29 protein-coding genes are annotated in these 17,908 nt (G+C 68.3%); 28 read left to right on the plus strand and 1 reads right to left on the minus strand.

The genetic code is table 11. The features are described 5' to 3' along the window. The first annotated feature begins 8 nt into the window (after nt 1-8). The 25 genes from rplV to truA all read left to right on the plus strand — a co-directional run bounded on the left by rplV (nt 9) and on the right by truA (nt 14,242). Entirely contained in the window at nt 9-356 is a 348-nt protein-coding gene (rplV, locus tag ACFZA0_RS22370; protein WP_030619142.1) for a 50S ribosomal protein L22, read from the plus strand. Next, nucleotides 356-1,189, plus strand: a complete 834-nt coding sequence (gene rpsC, locus ACFZA0_RS22375; RefSeq protein ID WP_391019707.1) for a 30S ribosomal protein S3 — start codon at nt 356-358, stop codon at nt 1,187-1,189. The genes rplV and rpsC overlap by 1 nt, the downstream gene beginning before the upstream one ends. Before the next feature lie 5 nt (nt 1,190-1,194). Further along, a complete protein-coding gene (gene rplP / locus ACFZA0_RS22380) occupies nt 1,195-1,614 on the plus strand; it encodes a 50S ribosomal protein L16 (RefSeq protein ID WP_006140905.1) in 420 nt (139 codons plus the stop codon). Continuing rightward, a complete protein-coding gene (rpmC, locus tag ACFZA0_RS22385) occupies nt 1,614-1,838 on the plus strand; it encodes a 50S ribosomal protein L29 (RefSeq protein WP_003998824.1) in 225 nt (74 codons plus the stop codon). Before rplP ends, rpmC begins: the two co-directional genes overlap by 1 nt. After that, entirely contained in the window at nt 1,838-2,125 is a 288-nt protein-coding gene (gene rpsQ, locus ACFZA0_RS22390) for a 30S ribosomal protein S17 (RefSeq protein WP_391019710.1), read from the plus strand. Before rpmC ends, rpsQ begins: the two co-directional genes overlap by 1 nt. Nucleotides 2,126-2,260: 135 nt before the next feature. Further along, nucleotides 2,261-2,629: a 50S ribosomal protein L14 gene (gene rplN / locus ACFZA0_RS22395; RefSeq protein WP_003992364.1), complete on the plus strand. Its 369-nt coding sequence runs from the start codon at nt 2,261-2,263 to the stop codon at nt 2,627-2,629. Between the two features lie 2 nt (nt 2,630-2,631). Further along, nucleotides 2,632-2,955 carry a 50S ribosomal protein L24 gene (gene rplX / locus ACFZA0_RS22400; protein ID WP_391019712.1) on the plus strand — a complete coding sequence of 108 codons (324 nt, stop codon included), beginning with the start codon at nt 2,632-2,634 and terminating at the stop codon, nt 2,953-2,955. After that, nucleotides 2,955-3,512, plus strand: a complete 558-nt coding sequence (rplE, locus tag ACFZA0_RS22405) for a 50S ribosomal protein L5 (protein WP_391019715.1) — start codon at nt 2,955-2,957, stop codon at nt 3,510-3,512. Before rplX ends, rplE begins: the two co-directional genes overlap by 1 nt. A 5-nt stretch (nt 3,513-3,517) precedes the next feature. Further along, entirely contained in the window at nt 3,518-3,703 is a 186-nt protein-coding gene (locus tag ACFZA0_RS22410; RefSeq protein ID WP_003956452.1) for a type Z 30S ribosomal protein S14, read from the plus strand. A gap of 240 nt (nt 3,704-3,943) precedes the next feature. Beyond that, entirely contained in the window at nt 3,944-4,342 is a 399-nt protein-coding gene (rpsH, locus tag ACFZA0_RS22415; RefSeq protein WP_190037509.1) for a 30S ribosomal protein S8, read from the plus strand. 24 nt (nt 4,343-4,366) lie between these two features. Then, nucleotides 4,367-4,906, plus strand: coding sequence for a 50S ribosomal protein L6 (gene rplF, locus ACFZA0_RS22420; protein WP_391019719.1), 540 nt, complete (start codon nt 4,367-4,369; stop codon nt 4,904-4,906). Between the two features lie 3 nt (nt 4,907-4,909). Next, a complete protein-coding gene (rplR, locus tag ACFZA0_RS22425; protein ID WP_391019722.1) occupies nt 4,910-5,293 on the plus strand; it encodes a 50S ribosomal protein L18 in 384 nt (127 codons plus the stop codon). 41 nt (nt 5,294-5,334) lie between these two features. Next, nucleotides 5,335-5,940 carry a 30S ribosomal protein S5 gene (rpsE, locus tag ACFZA0_RS22430; RefSeq protein ID WP_003992370.1) on the plus strand — a complete coding sequence of 202 codons (606 nt, stop codon included), beginning with the start codon at nt 5,335-5,337 and terminating at the stop codon, nt 5,938-5,940. Continuing rightward, entirely contained in the window at nt 5,940-6,122 is a 183-nt protein-coding gene (rpmD, locus tag ACFZA0_RS22435; protein ID WP_055553514.1) for a 50S ribosomal protein L30, read from the plus strand. Before rpsE ends, rpmD begins: the two co-directional genes overlap by 1 nt. 2 nt (nt 6,123-6,124) lie before the next feature. Next, on the plus strand, nt 6,125-6,580 hold the full coding sequence (rplO, locus tag ACFZA0_RS22440) for a 50S ribosomal protein L15 (RefSeq protein WP_391019727.1): 456 nt from the start codon (nt 6,125-6,127) through the stop codon (nt 6,578-6,580). A 246-nt stretch (nt 6,581-6,826) separates the two neighbouring features. Continuing rightward, nucleotides 6,827-8,140, plus strand: a complete 1,314-nt coding sequence (secY, locus tag ACFZA0_RS22445; protein ID WP_391019730.1) for a preprotein translocase subunit SecY — start codon at nt 6,827-6,829, stop codon at nt 8,138-8,140. Continuing rightward, complete coding sequence (locus ACFZA0_RS22450) at nt 8,140-8,793, plus strand: adenylate kinase (protein WP_391019733.1); 654 nt, start codon at nt 8,140-8,142, stop codon at nt 8,791-8,793. Before secY ends, ACFZA0_RS22450 begins: the two co-directional genes overlap by 1 nt. Before the next feature lie 198 nt (nt 8,794-8,991). Further along, nucleotides 8,992-9,828 carry a type I methionyl aminopeptidase gene (gene map / locus ACFZA0_RS22455; protein WP_391019736.1) on the plus strand — a complete coding sequence of 279 codons (837 nt, stop codon included), beginning with the start codon at nt 8,992-8,994 and terminating at the stop codon, nt 9,826-9,828. A 198-nt stretch (nt 9,829-10,026) separates the two neighbouring features. Continuing rightward, nucleotides 10,027-10,248 carry a translation initiation factor IF-1 gene (infA, locus tag ACFZA0_RS22460; protein ID WP_003948620.1) on the plus strand — a complete coding sequence of 74 codons (222 nt, stop codon included), beginning with the start codon at nt 10,027-10,029 and terminating at the stop codon, nt 10,246-10,248. A gap of 58 nt (nt 10,249-10,306) precedes the next feature. Next, complete coding sequence (rpmJ, locus tag ACFZA0_RS22465) at nt 10,307-10,420, plus strand: 50S ribosomal protein L36 (protein WP_003998809.1); 114 nt, start codon at nt 10,307-10,309, stop codon at nt 10,418-10,420. 186 nt (nt 10,421-10,606) lie between these two features. Next, nucleotides 10,607-10,987: a 30S ribosomal protein S13 gene (gene rpsM / locus ACFZA0_RS22470; RefSeq protein ID WP_391019739.1), complete on the plus strand. Its 381-nt coding sequence runs from the start codon at nt 10,607-10,609 to the stop codon at nt 10,985-10,987. Between the two features lie 70 nt (nt 10,988-11,057). Continuing rightward, nucleotides 11,058-11,462 (plus strand): 30S ribosomal protein S11, encoded by a 405-nt coding sequence (gene rpsK / locus ACFZA0_RS22475; protein WP_003956432.1) that lies wholly within the window; start codon nt 11,058-11,060, stop codon nt 11,460-11,462. A 151-nt stretch (nt 11,463-11,613) separates the two neighbouring features. Beyond that, on the plus strand, nt 11,614-12,636 hold the full coding sequence (locus ACFZA0_RS22480; protein ID WP_003966937.1) for a DNA-directed RNA polymerase subunit alpha: 1,023 nt from the start codon (nt 11,614-11,616) through the stop codon (nt 12,634-12,636). A gap of 191 nt (nt 12,637-12,827) precedes the next feature. Beyond that, nucleotides 12,828-13,328 (plus strand): 50S ribosomal protein L17, encoded by a 501-nt coding sequence (rplQ, locus tag ACFZA0_RS22485; RefSeq protein WP_391019741.1) that lies wholly within the window; start codon nt 12,828-12,830, stop codon nt 13,326-13,328. Between the two features lie 74 nt (nt 13,329-13,402). Continuing rightward, nucleotides 13,403-14,242: a tRNA pseudouridine(38-40) synthase TruA gene (gene truA, locus ACFZA0_RS22490; protein ID WP_391019744.1), complete on the plus strand. Its 840-nt coding sequence runs from the start codon at nt 13,403-13,405 to the stop codon at nt 14,240-14,242. Between the two features lie 128 nt (nt 14,243-14,370). Here truA and ACFZA0_RS22495 read toward each other — a convergent pair whose 3' ends face one another. Continuing rightward, nucleotides 14,371-15,264: a hypothetical protein gene (locus tag ACFZA0_RS22495; protein ID WP_391019747.1), complete on the minus strand. Its 894-nt coding sequence runs from the start codon at nt 15,262-15,264 to the stop codon at nt 14,371-14,373. A 74-nt stretch (nt 15,265-15,338) separates the two neighbouring features. On the opposite strand from ACFZA0_RS22495, the gene ACFZA0_RS22500 reads away from it, so the two are divergent. From ACFZA0_RS22500 to rpsI, 3 genes are all read left to right on the plus strand, one after another. Continuing rightward, nucleotides 15,339-16,574: a glycosyltransferase 87 family protein gene (locus ACFZA0_RS22500; protein ID WP_391019750.1), complete on the plus strand. Its 1,236-nt coding sequence runs from the start codon at nt 15,339-15,341 to the stop codon at nt 16,572-16,574. A 216-nt stretch (nt 16,575-16,790) separates the two neighbouring features. After that, the gene (rplM, locus tag ACFZA0_RS22505; protein ID WP_391019753.1) at nt 16,791-17,234 is read left to right on the plus strand and encodes a 50S ribosomal protein L13; all 444 of its coding nucleotides are present in this window, start codon (nt 16,791-16,793) and stop codon (nt 17,232-17,234) included. A gap of 44 nt (nt 17,235-17,278) precedes the next feature. Then, nucleotides 17,279-17,794, plus strand: coding sequence for a 30S ribosomal protein S9 (gene rpsI / locus ACFZA0_RS22510; protein WP_391019755.1), 516 nt, complete (start codon nt 17,279-17,281; stop codon nt 17,792-17,794). The last annotated feature ends 114 nt before the right edge of the window (nt 17,795-17,908 follow it).

Consider the following 17,908-nt stretch of genomic DNA (forward strand, 5'->3'; position numbering starts at 1 on the left):
GGACAACCATGGAAGCCAGGGCCCAGGCGCGGTACATCCGCGTTACGCCCATGAAGGCCCGCCGCGTGGTGGACCTTATCCGTGGCATGGACGCCACGGAGGCTCAGGCGGTCCTGCGTTTCGCCCCGCAGGCCGCGAGCGTGCCGGTCGGCAAGGTGCTTGACAGCGCCATTGCCAACGCCGCGCACAACTACGACCACACCGACGCCGACAGCCTCGTCATCTCCGAGGCGTACGTCGACGAGGGTCCGACCCTGAAGCGGTTCCGGCCGCGCGCCCAGGGCCGTGCCTACCGGATCCGCAAGCGGACCAGCCACATCACCGTGGTCGTCAGCAGCAAGGAAGGAACCCGGTAATGGGCCAGAAGGTAAACCCGCACGGGTTCCGGCTCGGTGTCACGACCGACTTCAAGTCGCGTTGGTACGCCGACAAGCTGTACAAGGACTACGTCAAGGAAGACGTCGCCATCCGTCGGATGATGACGTCCGGCATGGAGCGCGCCGGCATCTCGAAGGTGGAGATCGAGCGCACCCGTGACCGTGTGCGTGTGGACATCCACACCGCGCGTCCCGGCATCGTCATCGGCCGCCGCGGCGCCGAGGCCGACCGCATCCGCGGTGACCTGGAGAAGCTGACCGGCAAGCAGGTCCAGCTCAACATCCTCGAGGTCAAGAACCCGGAGACGGACGCTCAGCTGGTGGCCCAGGCCGTCGCCGAGCAGCTCTCCTCCCGCGTCTCCTTCCGCCGTGCCATGCGCAAGAGCATGCAGTCGGCGATGAAGGCCGGCGCCAAGGGCATCAAGATCCAGTGCGGTGGCCGCCTCGGTGGCGCCGAGATGTCCCGCTCGGAGTTCTACCGCGAGGGCCGTGTGCCCCTGCACACGCTCCGCGCGAACGTGGACTACGGCTTCTTCGAGGCCAAGACGACCTTCGGCCGCATCGGTGTGAAGGTCTGGATCTACAAGGGCGATGTCAAGAACATCGCCGAGGTTCGCGCCGAGAACGCGGCCGCCCGTGCCGGCAACCGCCCGGCCCGTGGTGGCGGCGGCGCCGACCGTCCGGCCCGTGGTGGCCGTGGCGGCGGCGGCGAGCGTCGTGGGCGCAAGCCGCAGTCGGCTCCGGCTGCCGAGGCCCCCAAGGCCGAGGCTCCCGCTGCCGCTCCGGCTGAGAGCACCGGAACGGAGGCCTGACCGACATGCTGATCCCCCGCAGGGTCAAGCACCGCAAGCAGCACCACCCCAAGCGCCGTGGTCAGGCCAAGGGCGGCACGACGGTTTCGTTCGGCGAGTACGGCATTCAGGCCCTCACGCCGGCGTACGTCACCAACCGCCAGATCGAGGCGGCCCGTATCGCGATGACCCGCCACATCAAGCGTGGCGGCAAGGTCTGGATCAACATCTACCCGGACCGCCCGCTCACGAAGAAGCCTGCCGAGACCCGCATGGGTTCCGGTAAGGGTTCTCCCGAGTGGTGGATCGCGAACGTGCACCCGGGACGGGTCATGTTCGAGCTGTCCTACCCCAACGAGAAGATCGCCCGTGAGGCCCTCACTCGCGCAGCCCACAAGCTGCCGATGAAGTGCCGGATCGTCAAGCGCGAGGCAGGTGAAGCGTGATGTCGGCCGGTACCAAGGCGTCCGAGCTGCGCGAACTGGGTGACGAGGAGCTTCTCGCGAAGCTCCGCGAAGCCAAGGAAGAGCTGTTCAACCTCCGCTTCCAGGCGGCGACCGGTCAGCTCGAGAACCACGGTCGGCTCAAGGCCGTCCGCAAGGACATCGCGCGGATCTACACCCTGATGCGTGAGCGCGAGCTGGGCATCGAGACGGTGGAGAGTGCCTGATGAGCGAGAGCAACGTGACTGAGAAGAGCACCGCGGACCGCGGTTTCCGCAAGACCCGTGAGGGTCTCGTCGTCAGCGACAAGATGGACAAGACCGTCGTCGTCGCCGTCGAGGACCGTGTGAAGCACGCGCTGTACGGCAAGGTCATCCGCCGTACGAACAAGCTCAAGGCTCACGACGAGCAGAACGCCGCGGGCGTCGGCGACCGTGTCCTCCTCATGGAGACCCGGCCGCTGTCGGCGACCAAGCGGTGGCGCATCGTCGAGATCCTCGAGAAGGCCAAGTAGTAGCTCCCGCAAGGGAGTTCAACTGGCAGGCAATCCCTCCTAGGGGACCCCTAGGAATAGTTCCGCCAGGCTCGGCGGGGTCCGCGCACCACTCGCGGACCCCGCCGGGAACCGGCAGACAACCAGGAGATAGACGTGATCCAGCAGGAGTCGCGACTGCGTGTCGCCGACAACACTGGTGCGAAGGAGATCCTTTGCATCCGTGTGCTCGGTGGCTCCGGTCGCCGCTACGCGGGTATCGGTGACGTCATCGTCGCCACCGTCAAGGACGCGATCCCCGGCGGCAACGTGAAGAAGGGTGACGTCATCAAGGCCGTCATCGTTCGCACCGTCAAGGAGCGCCGCCGTCCGGACGGCTCGTACATCCGCTTCGACGAGAACGCCGCCGTCATTCTGAAGAACGACGGCGACCCTCGCGGCACCCGTATCTTCGGCCCCGTCGGCCGTGAGCTGCGCGAGAAGAAGTTCATGAAGATCATCTCGCTCGCGCCGGAGGTGCTGTAAGCATGAAGATCAAGAAGGGCGACCTGGTCCAGGTCATCACCGGTAAGGACAAGGGCAAGCAGGGCAAGGTCATCGCGGCCTTCCCCCGCGAGGACCGCGTCCTGGTCGAGGGTGTCAACCGGGTCAAGAAGCACACGAAGGCCGGTCCGACCGCGGGTGGTTCGCAGGCCGGCGGCATCGTGACGACCGAGGCTCCGGTCCACGTCTCCAACGTCCAGCTGGTCGTGGAGAAGGACGGCAACAAGGTCGTCACGCGCGTCGGTTACCGCTTCGACGAAGAGGGCAACAAGATCCGCGTTGCCAAGCGGACGGGTGAGGACATCTGATGGCTACCACCACCACTCCGCGTCTGAAGACGAAGTACCGCGAGGAGATCGCGGGCAAGCTGCGTGACGAGTTCAAGTACGCGAACGTCATGCAGGTTCCCGGCCTCGTCAAGATCGTGGTCAACATGGGTGTGGGCGACGCCGCCCGCGACTCCAAGCTGATCGAGGGCGCCATCCGCGACCTCACCACGATCACCGGTCAGAAGCCGGCCGTCACCAAGGCCCGTAAGTCCATCGCGCAGTTCAAGCTGCGTGAGGGCCAGCCGATCGGTGCCCACGTCACGCTTCGTGGCGACCGCATGTGGGAGTTCCTGGACCGCACCCTGTCGCTGGCGCTCCCGCGCATCCGCGACTTCCGCGGCCTGTCCCCCAAGCAGTTCGACGGCCGTGGCAACTACACCTTCGGTCTCACGGAGCAGGTCATGTTCCACGAGATCGACCAGGACAAGATCGACCGCGTCCGGGGTATGGACATCACCGTGGTCACCACGGCGACCAACGACGCTGAGGGCCGCGCGCTCCTTCGTCACCTCGGCTTCCCGTTCAAGGAGGCGTGAGCGAGATGGCGAAGAAGGCTCTCATCGCGAAGGCTGCTCGCAAGCCCAAGTTCGGCGTGCGTGCGTACACCCGCTGCCAGCGCTGCGGTCGTCCGCACTCCGTCTACCGCAAGTTCGGCCTGTGCCGCGTGTGCCTTCGTGAGATGGCTCACCGCGGCGAGCTGCCGGGCGTGACCAAGAGCTCCTGGTAGTCCTGTAGTTCAGGGACTCCCAGGCTCTCGGTAAGCAACCGGTTCGGCAGGAAGCCCGCTCCGCATGCCGTAGGCTTGCGGGGTTGGGCGCCTGCCGCGCCCGAACGCGTGCGGGCCCTCAGGCCCGCTAACGAACGCTTACTACGCCGTAGGTCCACCGCGCCGCACCCGTCCCGTCTCGGATCGGGGAGAGGGATGGCGCACCAGGAAACCCCGGCGAGAGAGGCCGAAGGCCAATTCATGACCATGACTGATCCGATCGCAGACATGCTGACGCGTCTGCGGAACGCGAACTCGGCGTACCACGACACCGTGGGAATGCCGCACTCGAAGATCAAGTCTCACATCGCAGAGATCCTCCAGCAGGAGGGCTTCATCACGGGCTGGAAGGTCGAGGACGCCGAAGTCGGCAAGAACCTCGTCCTGGAGCTGAAGTTCGGCCCCAACCGTGAGCGCTCCATCGCTGGCATCAAGCGCATCTCCAAGCCCGGTCTCCGGGTGTATGCGAAGTCCACCAGCTTGCCGAAGGTGCTCGGCGGCCTGGGCGTGGCGATCATCTCCACGTCGCACGGGCTCCTCACCGACAAGCAGGCCGGCAAGAAGGGCGTGGGTGGGGAAGTCCTCGCCTACGTCTGGTAGCGGAAGGGAACGGAGGAAACAGCTATGTCGCGCATCGGCAAGCTCCCCATCGCGGTTCCCGCCGGCGTGGACGTCACCATCGACGGCCGTACGGTCTCGGTCAAGGGCCCCAAGGGCACGCTGACCCACACCGTCGTAGCGCCGATCGACATCGCCAAGGGCGAGGACGGCACCCTCTCGGTGACTCGCCCCAACGACGAGCGTCAGAGCAAGGCCCTGCACGGCCTCTCGCGCACGCTGGTGGCGAACATGATCACCGGCGTGACCCAGGGTTACGTGAAGAAGCTCGAAATCAGCGGTGTCGGTTACCGCGTTGCTGCGAAGGGCTCGAACCTCGAGTTCGCGCTCGGCTACAGCCACTCGATCACGGTCGAGGCTCCTGAGGGCATCACCTTCAAGGTCGAGAACCCGACGCACTTCCAGGTCGAGGGAATCGACAAGCAGAAGGTGGGCGAGGTCGCGGCGAACATCCGCAAGCTGCGCAAGCCTGACCCGTACAAGGCCAAGGGCGTCAAGTACGAGGGCGAAGTCATCCGCCGCAAGGTCGGAAAGGCGGGTAAGTAACCCATGGCATACGGGCAGAAGATCCTCAAGGGCGACGCCTACAAGCGTGCCGCGATCAAGCGCCGCCACATCCGGATCCGCAAGAGGGTCTCCGGTACCGCGGAGCGCCCCCGTCTCGTCGTGACCCGCTCCAACCGCCACATCGTGGCGCAGGTGATCGACGACCTGAAGGGCCACACCGTGGCATCCGCGTCCACCCTGGACACTTCGATCCGCGGCGGCGAGGGCGACAAGTCCTCGCAGGCGCAGCGGGTCGGGGCCCTTGTCGCCGAGCGTGCCAAGGCCGCCGGTGTCGAGGCCGTCGTGTTCGACCGTGGTGGCAACCAGTACGCCGGGCGCATCGCCGCCCTGGCGGACGCCGCCCGCGAAGCCGGACTCAAGTTCTGAGTCGGTTCCGTAGCTAGCGGAAAAAGAGAGAGGTAATTCCAATGGCTGGACCCCAGCGCCGCGGTGGCGGTGCCGGTGGCGGCGAGCGGCGGGACCGGAAGGGCCGTGACGGCGGCGCAGCTGCCGCCGAGAAGACCGCGTACGTTGAGCGCGTTGTCGCGATCAACCGCGTCGCCAAGGTTGTGAAGGGTGGTCGTCGCTTCAGCTTCACCGCGCTGGTCGTGGTGGGCGATGGTGACGGCACCGTCGGTGTCGGTTACGGCAAGGCCAAGGAGGTGCCGGCCGCGATCGCCAAGGGTGTTGAAGAGGCCAAGAAGCACTTCTTCAAGGTCCCCCGCATCCAGGGCACCATCCCTCACCCCATCCAGGGTGAGAAGGCTGCCGGCGTCGTTCTCCTGAAGCCGGCGTCGCCGGGTACCGGTGTTATCGCCGGTGGTCCCGTGCGTGCCGTCCTGGAGTGCGCCGGTATCCACGACGTGCTGTCGAAGTCGCTCGGCTCCGACAACGCGATCAACATCGTGCACGCGACCGTGGCGGCCCTCAAGGGCCTGCAGCGTCCCGAGGAGATCGCGGCCCGCCGCGGTCTGCCCCTCGAGGACGTCGCCCCCGCGGCTCTGCTTCGTGCGCGTGCCGGGGCGGGTGCGTAATGGCTCGCCTCAAGGTCACGCAGACGAAGTCGTACATCGGCAGCAAGCAGAACCACCGTGACACCCTGCGCTCCCTTGGTCTCAAGGGGATCAACACGCAGGTCGTCAAGGAGGATCGTCCCGAGTTCCGCGGCATGGTGCACACCGTCCGCCACCTCGTGACGGTCGAGGAGGTCGACTGATCATGGCGGAGCAGAACCCGCTCAGGATCCACAACCTCCGTCCCGCCCCGGGCGCCAAGACCGCCAAGACCCGTGTGGGTCGTGGTGAGGCGTCGAAGGGTAAGACGGCAGGCCGTGGTACCAAGGGCACGAAGGCCCGTTACCAGGTTCCGGAGCGCTTCGAGGGTGGCCAGATGCCCCTCCACATGCGTCTCCCGAAGCTCAAGGGCTTCAAGAACCCGTTCAAGATCGAGTTCCAGGTCGTGAACCTCGACAAGCTGGCGGCGCTGTACCCGGAGGGTGGCGAGGTCACCGTCGAGGGACTCGTCGCCAAGGGTGCCGTTCGCAAGAACAGTCTCGTCAAGGTGCTCGGCGCGGGCGAGATCACCGTGGCGCTGCAGGTGACGGTCGACGCCGTCTCCGGCTCCGCCAAGGAGAAGATCACCGCCGCCGGCGGCACTGTCACCGAGCTCGTCTGACTTTCCCGGACGTCTCGATGACCTGAACGATCCCGACCGGGGATACCCCACAAATGGGGTATCCCCGGTTGGTCGTTCCTAGGGGAGTGGTCTCGCCGGTAAGGTGGCCGTCGCTGTCAACTTCCCGCCGAGTTCCTCGTCAACGGGCACCCTGAACGGGAGTTGTCCGTTACACATGTCGTTGCTCTGTTGGAACCTCAAGACCGTCACCTCTGGCGCGCTGGCGCGGGGGTCGCAGGAGGCACCGTGCTCACCGCGTTCGCCCGGGCGTTCAGGACGCCCGACCTGCGCAAGAAGCTCCTCTTCACGCTCGCCATCATCGTGGTGTACCGAGTGGGTACCCACATCCCGATCCCGGGCGTGGACTACAAGAACGTCCAGTCCTGTGTGGACCAGGCGTCCGGCAACCAGGGCCTGTTCGGTCTGGTCAACATGTTCAGCGGCGGCGCGCTGCTGCAGATCACGATCTTCGCGCTCGGCATCATGCCGTACATCACCGCGAGCATCATCCTGCAGCTTCTGACGGTCGTGATCCCGCGTCTGGAAGCCCTCAAGAAGGAGGGACAGGCCGGCACCGCGAAGATCACGCAGTACACGCGTTATCTGACGCTGGCGCTCGCCATCCTCCAGGGCACCGGCCTCGTGGCCACCGCCCGCAGCGGCGCCCTCTTCTCGGGCTGCACCGTCGCGGGCGACATCGTCCCGGACAGCTCGATCTTCACCACGATCACCATGGTCATCTGCATGACCGCCGGCACCACCGTCGTGATGTGGCTCGGTGAGCTCATCACCGACCGCGGCATCGGCAACGGCATGTCGATCCTCATGTTCATCTCGATCGCCGCGACGTTCCCCTCGGCGCTGTGGGCCATCAAGACCCAGGGCACGCTGGCCGGCGGCTGGATCGAGTTCGGCACCGTGATCTTCGTGGGCCTCGTCATGGTGGCGCTGGTCGTCTTCGTGGAACAGGCGCAGCGGCGCATCCCCGTGCAGTACGCGAAGCGCATGATCGGGCGCCGGTCCTACGGCGGTACGTCCACGTACATCCCGCTGAAGGTCAACCAGGCCGGTGTGATCCCGGTCATCTTCGCCTCGTCGCTCCTCTACATCCCGGCGCTGGTCGCCCAGTTCTCGGGCGGGACCTCCGGGTGGAAGACCTGGATCGAGACGAACCTGACCAAGGGCGATCACCCGATCTACATCACTTTGTACTTCCTGCTGATCGTGTTCTTCGCCTTCTTCTACGTCGCGATCTCCTTCAACCCCGAAGAAGTCGCCGACAACATGAAGAAGTATGGTGGCTTCATCCCGGGCATCCGGGCCGGCCGGCCGACCGCTGAGTACCTGTCGTACGTGCTCAACAGGATCACCTGGCCGGGATCGCTGTACCTGGGTCTGATCGCTCTCGTCCCGACAATGGCGTTGGTTGGCTTCGGGGCAAGCCAGAACTTCCCCTTCGGCGGGACGAGCATCCTGATCATCGTGGGTGTCGGCCTGGAGACGGTGAAGCAGATCGAGAGCCAGCTCCAGCAGCGCAATTACGAAGGGTTCCTCCGCTGATGCGTATCGTCCTCGTCGGGCCGCCGGGTGCCGGTAAGGGAACACAGGCAACGCGCCTCGCCGCGACGCTGGAAGTCCCCCACATCTCCACCGGGGACCTGTTCCGTGCCAACATCGGCCGGCAGACGGAGCTCGGCAAGCTGGCGAAGTCCTACATGGACGTCGGCAATCTGGTTCCGGACGAGGTCACCATCGCGATGGCCAAGGACCGCATGGAGCAGGCGGACGCCGAGAACGGCTTCCTGCTCGACGGCTTCCCGCGCAACGTCTCGCAGGCCGAGGCGCTGGACGAGCTGCTGACCCAGGAGGACATGGCGCTGGACGCCGTGCTCGACCTGGAGGTCCCCGAGGACGAGGTCGTCAAGCGCATCGCGGGGCGCCGCGTGTGCCGCAACGAGTCGGCCCACGTCTTCCACGTGACCTACAGCCCGCCGAAGCAGGAAGGCGTCTGCGACGTCTGCGGCGGCGAGCTGTACCAGCGCGACGACGACTCCGAGGAGACCGTCCGCAAGCGCCTGGAGGTCTACCACACGCAGACCGAGCCGATCATCGACTACTACAAGGCCCAGGGCCTGGTCGTCACGATCTCCGCGCTCGGTCCGGTGGACGAGGTCACCGGGCGCGCGCTGGACGCGCTCAAGAGCGACAAGTAGCAAGCAGCAGCAGGCAGTAGCAGAGCCGCACGACTGCACGTGCCGGCCGCGGGACCCTCGGGGTGCCGCGGCCGACGTGCGTGCGGGCCCGGTACGCGCGGTACCGCGGTCGCCCCCGCAGCCCGGGAGGGACCGCGGGGGCGGCACCGTATCGTGGGGGTGTCCGCCGTTTCCCGGTCCAGAAAGGCCGCAGCCGTCATGGTGCAGATCAAGAACCCCGAGCAGATCGCCAAGATGCGTGAGGCGGGGCTGGTCGTGGCCGCCATCCACGCGGCGACGCGGGAGGCGGCCGTACCGGGCGCCACCACGAAGGATCTGGACGAGGTCGCCCGCAAGGTGCTCGCGGAGCACGACGCGAAGCCCAACTTCCTCGGTTACGGCGGTTTCCCGGCGACCATCTGCACGTCGGTCAACGAGGTCGTCGTGCACGGCATCCCGTCCGACGACGTCGTCCTCAAGGACGGCGACATCATCTCCATCGACTGCGGCGCGATCGTCGACGGCTGGCACGGCGACGCCGCGTACACCGCGTTCGTCGGCTCCGGTCACGCGACCGAGCTGATCGAGCTGTCCCGGGTGACCGAGGAGTCGATGTGGGCCGGCATCGCGGCCATGAAGCTCGGCAACCGCCTCGTCGACGTCTCCCGCGCGATCGAGACGTACATCCGCCGCCAGCCCAAGCCGGGCGGCGGCAAGTACGGCATCGTCGAGGACTACGGCGGCCACGGCATCGGCACCGAGATGCACATGGACCCGCACCTGCTGAACTACGTCGAGAAGCGCCGCGGCAAGGGCCCCAAGCTGGTCCCCGGCTTCTGCCTGGCCATCGAGCCGATGGTGTCCCTGGGCACCCCGCGCACCGAGGTCCTCTCCGACGACTGGACCGTCATCACCACCGACGGCACCTGGTCCTCCCACTGGGAGCACTCCGTCGCGCTGACCGAGAACGGGCCGCTGGTGCTGACCGCGCCCGACGGCGGCCGGGCCAAGCTGGCGGAGCTGGGCGTCACCGCCGCTCCGGACCCCCTCGCCTGACCGCCGGCCCCGGCACGGGCAATTCCCCCGCCCGATTGCGCGCGTTGCCCGGCATAGGGATCTCCGTGGCGGGGCAGACTTCACGGATTCGTCTTTCCGGGTGTACTGACGTAGACTGACTCGTCGGCTCTCGTGCACCCGCATGTCCGCATGCGCTCGTTCGGGACCGATCAAGGTAGTCGATTCGAAGGGCGAAGCGTGGCCAAGAAGCAAGGTGCCATCGAGATCGAGGGCACTGTCGTCGAGTCTCTTCCGAACGCCATGTTCAAGGTTGAGCTCCAGAACGGCCACCAGGTCCTGGCACACATCAGCGGCAAGATGCGTATGCACTACATCCGCATCCTCCCTGACGACCGGGTCGTGGTGGAGCTGTCTCCGTACGACCTGACGCGTGGCCGGATCGTCTACCGCTACAAGTAGATCTTGTCCTCGTTCCGCTTCGGCGGGGCGGTGGCACTGACCCGGAGAACCTCACCCCATGAAGGTCAAGCCGAGCGTCAAGAAGATCTGCGACAAGTGCAGGGTGATCCGCCGTCACGGTCGGGTCATGGTCATCTGCGAGAACCCGCGCCACAAGCAGCGCCAGGGCTGACGCACGACCACCCCTCTGCATCACGCAGAACTTCGCGCGACGCGAGCAAACATGTTCATACGCAGGACCCGGGCCCGACGCGGCCCGACACCCCCGGTTCGGAGGCCGGGGACCCGATTCGTACCTGGTACGGCGGTCGGGATCCGGTCCTGTGGAAGACCTCCGAAAATCAACTGGAGCCATTGAATGGCACGCGTTTCCGGTGTTGACATCCCGCGCGAAAAGCGCGTGGAGGTCGCCCTCACCTACGTGTTCGGCATCGGCCGTACGCTGGCGCAGCTGACGCTGGCCGAGACCGGCGTGGACCCCAACACCCGCGTCCGCGACCTCTCGGAAGAGCAGCTCGTCGCGATCCGCGAGTACGTCGACGCGCACTTCAAGACCGAGGGTGACCTCCGTCGCGAGGTGCAGGCCGACATCCGCCGCAAGGTCGAGATCGGCTGCTACCAGGGTCTGCGCCACCGTCGTGGCCTGCCCGTCCGCGGTCAGCGCACCAGCACGAACGCCCGCACCCGCAAGGGCCCGCGTCGCGCCATCGCCGGCAAGAAGAAGCCGGGCAAGAAGTAGTCCTCAGCGGACAACGCTTCATCAGCGGTCTTCGCTGTAGGACCGACCACCTCCCTGTAGGAGATTTGACATGCCCCCCAAGGGTCGTCAGGGCGCTGCCAAGAAGGTGCGCCGCAAGGAAAAGAAGAACGTCGCTCACGGCCACGCGCACATCAAGAGCACGTTCAACAACACGATCGTCTCGATCACGGACCCCTCGGGCAACGTGATCTCCTGGGCCTCCGCCGGCCACGTCGGCTTCAAGGGCTCGCGCAAGTCCACCCCCTTCGCCGCGCAGATGGCCGCCGAGTCGGCCGCCCGCCGCGCGCAGGAGCACGGCATGCGCAAGGTGGACGTGTTCGTCAAGGGTCCCGGCTCCGGCCGTGAGACCGCGATCCGCTCGCTCCAGGCCACCGGCCTGGAGGTCGGTTCGATCCAGGACGTCACCCCCACCCCGCACAACGGCTGCCGTCCGCCCAAGCGCCGCCGCGTCTGACGCGTCGGCCGCCTGCGCGGTCAGTGGTTCCGGGCGGTACGGCTCCTTCGGGTCGTGCCGCCCGTACCCTTGCAGTACCCGCGCTGCTTTTCGCGCGGTCCCGTCGGGCGTCAAATAGCGGGCGTCCACGAGTGAAGGAACTGATCACAGCATGCTGATCGCTCAGCGTCCCTCGTTGACCGAAGAGGTCGTCGACGAATTCCGCTCCCGGTTCGTGATCGAGCCGCTGGAGCCGGGCTTCGGTTACACCCTCGGCAACTCCCTCCGCCGCACCCTCCTGTCGTCGATCCCCGGTGCCGCTGTCACCAGCATCCGCATCGACGGCGTCCTGCACGAGTTCACCACCGTGCCGGGCGTCAAGGAGGACGTCACCGACCTGATCCTCAACATCAAGCAGCTCGTCGTCTCCTCGGAGCACGACGAGCCCGTCGTGATGTACCTGCGCAAGCAGGGCCCGGGTCTGGTCACCGCCGCCGACATCGCGCCCCCGGCCGGTGTCGAGGTGCACAACCCCGACCTCGTCCTCGCCACGCTCAACGGCAAGGGCAAGCTGGAGATGGAGCTGACCGTCGAGCGCGGTCGCGGCTACGTCTCCGCCGTGCAGAACAAGCAGGTCGGCCAGGAGATCGGCCGGATCCCGGTCGACTCCATCTACAGCCCCGTGCTGAAGGTCACCTACAAGGTCGAGGCGACCCGAGTCGAGCAGCGCACCGACTTCGACAAGCTCATCGTCGACGTCGAGACCAAGCAGGCCATGCGTCCGCGCGACGCCATGGCGTCGGCCGGCAAGACCCTGGTCGAGCTGTTCGGTCTGGCCCGCGAGCTCAACATCGACGCCGAGGGCATCGACATGGGCCCGTCCCCCACGGACGCCGCCCTCGCCGCCGATCTCGCCCTGCCGATCGAGGAGCTGGAGCTCACCGTTCGGTCGTACAACTGCCTCAAGCGCGAGGGCATCCACTCCGTGGGTGAGCTCGTCGCCCGCTCGGAGGCCGACCTCCTGGACATCCGCAACTTCGGTGCGAAGTCCATCGACGAGGTCAAGGCGAAGCTGGCCGGCATGGGCCTCGCGCTCAAGGACAGCCCGCCCGGATTCGACCCGACCGCCGCCGCCGACGCCTTCGGCGCCGACGACGACGCGGACGCGGGCTTCGTCGAGACCGAGCAGTACTGAGAGCTCGGGCCGCTCGGTCCGTACTCGGCTGCGGGGCCGCTTCGGCTGGTCGCGCAGTTCCCCGCGCCCCTCACGGGGCGCGGGTTCTCCGGGAGCTCGAAAGAGCCTCCGGATCTCCGACGGGTGACCGCCCGCTCGGACACTGACTCCGGTACCTAGTACGGCCGGGGCAGACACCTAGGAGAAACACCATGCCGAAGCCCACCAAGGGTGCCCGTATGGGCGGCAGCGCCGCGCACGAGAAGCTGCTCCTCGCGAACCTCGCGAAGGCGCTCTTCGAGCACGGCCGCATCACCACCACCGAGGCGAAGGCCCGCCGCCTTCGTCCGTACGCGGAGCGTCTGGTCACCAAGGCGAAGAAGGGCGACCTTCACAACCGCCGTCAGGTGCTCCAGGTGATCACGGACAAGAGCATCGTGCACACGCTCTTCACCGAGATCGGCCCGCGCTACGAGAACCGCCCCGGTGGTTACACCCGCATCACCAAGATCGGTAACCGCCGTGGCGACAACGCGCCCATGGCCGTCATCGAGCTGGTCGAGGCGCTGACCGTCGCGCAGAACGCCGTCGGTGAGGCCGAGGCCGCCACCAAGCGCTCGGTCAAGGAGAACGACGCCAAGGCCACGGACACCGTGGTCGAGGACGCCGCTCCGGCCGACGCGGCGCCCGCCGAGGAGTCCAAGGACGCCTGAGGCACCGCCTGAGCGTTGAGCGGGTCCGCCCCCTGGGGGCGGGCCCGCTTCCGCGTTCCTGAGAGGATGCGCGAGTGAGTGACGAAGTACAGCCCGGCCTCGTACGGGTGCGGTTCGACCTGTCCTACGACGGCACCGCCTTCCACGGCTGGGCCCGCCAGGCCGCGGGGGAGCGCACCGTGCAGGCGGAGGTCGAGGAGGCCCTGCGCACCGTGACCCGGTCGGGGGCGGCGGTGTACCCGCTGACCGTCGCCGGCCGTACCGACGCCGGTGTCCACGCCCGGGGCCAGGTGGCCCACGTCGACCTGCCCGCCGCCGTGTGGGCGGAGCACCGCGAGAAGCTGCTGAAGCGGCTGGCTGGGCGGCTGCCCCGGGACGTGCGCGTCTGGTCGGCGGCCGAGGCCGCGCCGGGCTTCGACGCGCGGTTCGCCGCGCTGTGGCGCCGGTACGTCTACCGGGTCGGCGACCGGCCCGGCGGGGTCGACCCGCTGCTGCGCCACCATGTCCTGTGGCACGACTGGCCGTTGGACGTCGCCGTGATGGACGCCGCCGCCAAGTCGCTGGTGGGGGAGCACGACTTCGCCGCGTACGCGAAGAAGCGCGAGGGCGCCACGACGATCCGGGAGATCCTCGACTTCGGGGTGCGCCGGACGGCGGACGGCGTGGTCGAGATCGAGGTGCGCGCCGACGCGTTCTGCCACAACCAGGTGCGCTCGATGGTGGGCGCCCTGCTCTTCGTGGGCGACGGCCACCGCGGCGTCGACTGGCCGCGCGCGGTGCTCGACGCCGGGGTGCGGGACAGCGCGGTGCACGTGGTGCGGCCGCACGGGCTGACGCTGGAGGAAGTGGCGTACCCGGACGACGCGTTGCTCGCCGAACGGCAGCGGGTGGCGCGGGCGGTGCGGGTGCGGTGACGGCCGCCCGCCCCGCACGCGGTCGTGCGGGGCGCGCGGGACACGGTCCCGGCGGGGCCGTGGGCGCCCCGCGGGCGTCGCCGGGGCCCTGCGGGCCTGCGGGGCCGGGCACGGGCCCCGCGGCGGGCTCAGCCCCCCGTCGAGGCCGCCGCCGCGGACGCCTGGACCTGGCCGCGGCCGTAGAGCTGCTTGAAGATGAACTCCGCCAGGTCGTTGCCCGCCGTGTAGACCGGGGTGTCCTTGGTCGTCACGTCCTTGCCGTCGGTGAACCCGGCGACGGTGAAGTAGTCGTAGCGGCCGAGGGTGTTGGTGGTCGAGCGGCAGATCGCGGCGTCGCAGAACTTCTTCACGTCGCCGCCCGACAGGGACGCCACGATCGACTTCGCGTCCGCCTGCTGCCTGGCCCTGCGTGCCGCCGCCTCCGTGTCGAAGACCGCGACGCCGACCGTCACCGCGACGCCGTCCTTGACGTACGTGGCGCGCAGCAGCCGGGTGCAGCCGTTGGCGGTGAGCACCTTCGGCAGGGTCGCCTGGGCCGCGGTGGCGCACTGGGCGGTGTCGGCGGTCGGGCCCTTGCGGTAGACGTTCGACGTCATCGTGAGCTGCGTGCCCGGGAACAGGGTGTCCGCGCTGAGCGGCGCGGTGTCCTTGGCCTTGCTGGAGATGAACTCCTTCGGGTCCAGCGGCGGCGGGGCGCTGGTCGGCTCGAACGACGGCGCGGTGCTGCCCGCGCCGGGGATGTCCGCGGCCGACGGCAGCTTCGAGGACGGCTTGTCGGACGCCTCGCCGGAGCCGTTCGCCGACACGACCGCCATCGCGACGGCGGCGCCGACCACCACGGTGGCCACCGCGCCGCCCCCGACCAGGAGCAGACGGCGGCGTTTCGTCCGCGTCTCGGACGCCTCGGCGAGGGCGGCCCAGTCCGGGGTCTGCCCGCTGCCCGCGTCACTGGTCCACGGCTGCTGCGAATTCGGTTTCCAGGGATCCCACTGGGACTCCGGCCCCCCCTGCCCAAAGCTCATGGGCGGCATCTTAGACGGGGCCCGGGGTGTGCTGGTCCGCTCCAACAGGGGCCGCCGCCCTTAGCGTTGGGGCAGTGAACAAGGGCAAATGCGACATCTCCGGTTGGCTGGTGCGGCGGGCCTCCTGGCACGCGTGGGCGGTCCTGGTGGCCGTGCTCGGCGCGTGCGCGGCGCACACGGTGCGGGTGACCTCGGACGGAGGGATGGACAACGCGATCGTCGTCCGCGCCGCCCGCACCTGGCTGACCGGCGGTTCCCCCTACGCCGACCCCCACTTCCTCTATCTCCCGAGCGCCGTCCTGGCCGCCGCCCCGCAGGCCCTGCTGCCCGTCGCCGCGCTGCGCCTCCTGGTGCCGGTGACGGTGACCGCCTTCCTCGCCGGCGGGTGGGCGTGCGCCCTGCGGCTGCACGGGGTGCCGCTCCGCAGCCGGCTCGCGGTGCTCGGCCCGGCCGCCCTGTGCGCCGGCTTCGCGCCCTTCGGGCACCTGGTGCTGCTGGGCAACTGGACCGTGACGGCGGCCCTGGCCCTGCCGGCCGCGCTGCTGCTGGCCGGGCGGGGGCGCTGGGTGGCGGCCGGCGCGGTGCTCGGGGCGGCCGTCGCCCTGAAGCCGCTGCTCGCGCCGATGGCCCTGCTGTTCGTCCTGGCCCGGCGGCCGGGCGCGCTCGCGGCGATGCTGCTGGTCCCGGCGGCGGCCTCCGGCGCGGCGGCCCTGCTCATGCCGGACCCCGCGGGCTTCGTCACCCGCACCCTGCCGTTCCTGTTGCGCGGCGACGACTCCTTCGTACGGCTCTACGAGGCGTCCCCCGGCGCCGTGCTGCCGCGCCTCGGGGTGCCGGCCGTCCTCGCGGCGTCCCTCGCGCTCGCCGCCGCCGCGGCCGGGGTGGGGGCGGCCTGCCTGCGGTGGCGGCGCGGGGAGCCCGGACCGCTGCGGCTCACCGAGACGGCGGCGGGCCTGATGCTCTCCGCGTTCCTCGTCTCGCGCCCCTCCTACGACCACTACCTCCTGGTCGTAATGCCGCCGCTGCTCGCGGGACTGCCGTACGCGGGGTCCGTCGCCCGGCGGCCGTGGTTCTGGCTCGCGCTGGTGCCGCAGCTGCCCGGGGTGAGCTGGCCGTACCTGGAGCCGCAGACCCGCAGGGCGGCCCGGGACTGCGCGACCCTGAGTGTGCTGGCTCTCACAGTGGCCCGGCACAACGGGGCGGGGCGGACCCGGAAGGGCCCCGGGGGCGTGGTGGCGCCCCGGCGGGAACAGGGTTCCGGCACGTCTCGCGTACCCTGGAGGGCAGGCAGGGTTTACCGTGCCCGGTGATCCGGCGTTTTGACCCGTCCGGGCCGTCCCGGTAGTCTGCTTGTTCGTTGTGTATTGGCTTGCTCATTCTCACGTGAGGGGCCCTTACACCGGTCCACCGGGCCGATGACCAGCGACCAGCACGCGGTATGCGTCACCGCAGTGCGGTCTGGGCTGTCGATCGTCTTCGGTGACCTTGTCAGGACCCATTCACTGAAGAATCGAAGGCTACGAACCGTGCGTACGTACAGCCCCAAGCCCGGCGACGTGACTCGCCAGTGGCACGTCATCGATGCCCAGGACATCGTCCTGGGCCGTCTGGCGTCGACCGCCGCGTCCCTCCTGCGGGGCAAGCACAAGGCGATCTACGCCCCGCACGTCGACACCGGTGACTTCGTCATCATCATCAACGCCGACAAGGTGCACCTGTCCGGCAACAAGCGGACCCAGAAGATGGCCTACCGCCACTCCGGCTACCCGGGCGGTCTGCGCTCGGTCCGCTACGACGAGCTGCTCGACAAGAACCCCGAGAAGGCCGTCGAGAAGGCCGTCAAGGGCATGCTCCCCAAGAACACGCTGGGCCGTCAGATGCTCTCGAAGCTGAAGGTCTACAAGGGTGACCAGCACCCGCACGGCGCGCAGCAGCCGCAGCCGTTCGAGATCACCCAGGTCGCGCAGTAGTTCCGGCCACCCCCAAGACCGAACAGAATTTTTCGAGGAGAATCGTGGCCGAGACCACTGCCGAGCAGCCGCTCGACGAGACCGTCGACACCGAGAGCTACACCAGCGAGACCGAGGTGCCCGTCGAGGGCGAGTACACCTCCGAGTCCCTCGCGTCCCGCTTCGGCGACCCCCAGCCGGCTGCCGGCCTGGGCCGTCGCAAGAACGCCATCGCCCGCGTCCGGATCGTTCCGGGCACCGGCAAGTGGAAGATCAACGGTCGCACCCTTGAGGACTACTTCCCCAACAAGGTGCACCAGCAGGAAGTCAACGAGCCCTTCAAGGTGCTCGAACTGGACGACCGCTACGACGTCGTCGCCCGCATCGCGGGTGGCGGTGTCTCGGGTCAGGCCGGTGCGCTCCGTCTCGGTGTCGCCCGCGCGCTGAACGAGGCCGACGTCGACAACAACCGCGGCGCCCTCAAGAAGGCCGGGTTCCTCCGTCGCGACGACCGTGCGGTCGAGCGTAAGAAGGCCGGTCTCAAGAAGGCCCGCAAGGCCCCGCAGTACAGCAAGCGTTAATCTCCGCTGCCTGTACGTACTCCGAACGCCCCGGCGGCACGCCTACGTGCCGCCGGGGCGTTCGTTTTACCGCACCCCTGGGCGTATAACGGCACAAGACGCTCAAAGGGTTGT

It is taken from the genome of Streptomyces sp. NPDC008150, assembly GCF_042956945.1.
Lineage (GTDB): Bacteria > Actinomycetota > Actinomycetes > Streptomycetales > Streptomycetaceae > Streptomyces.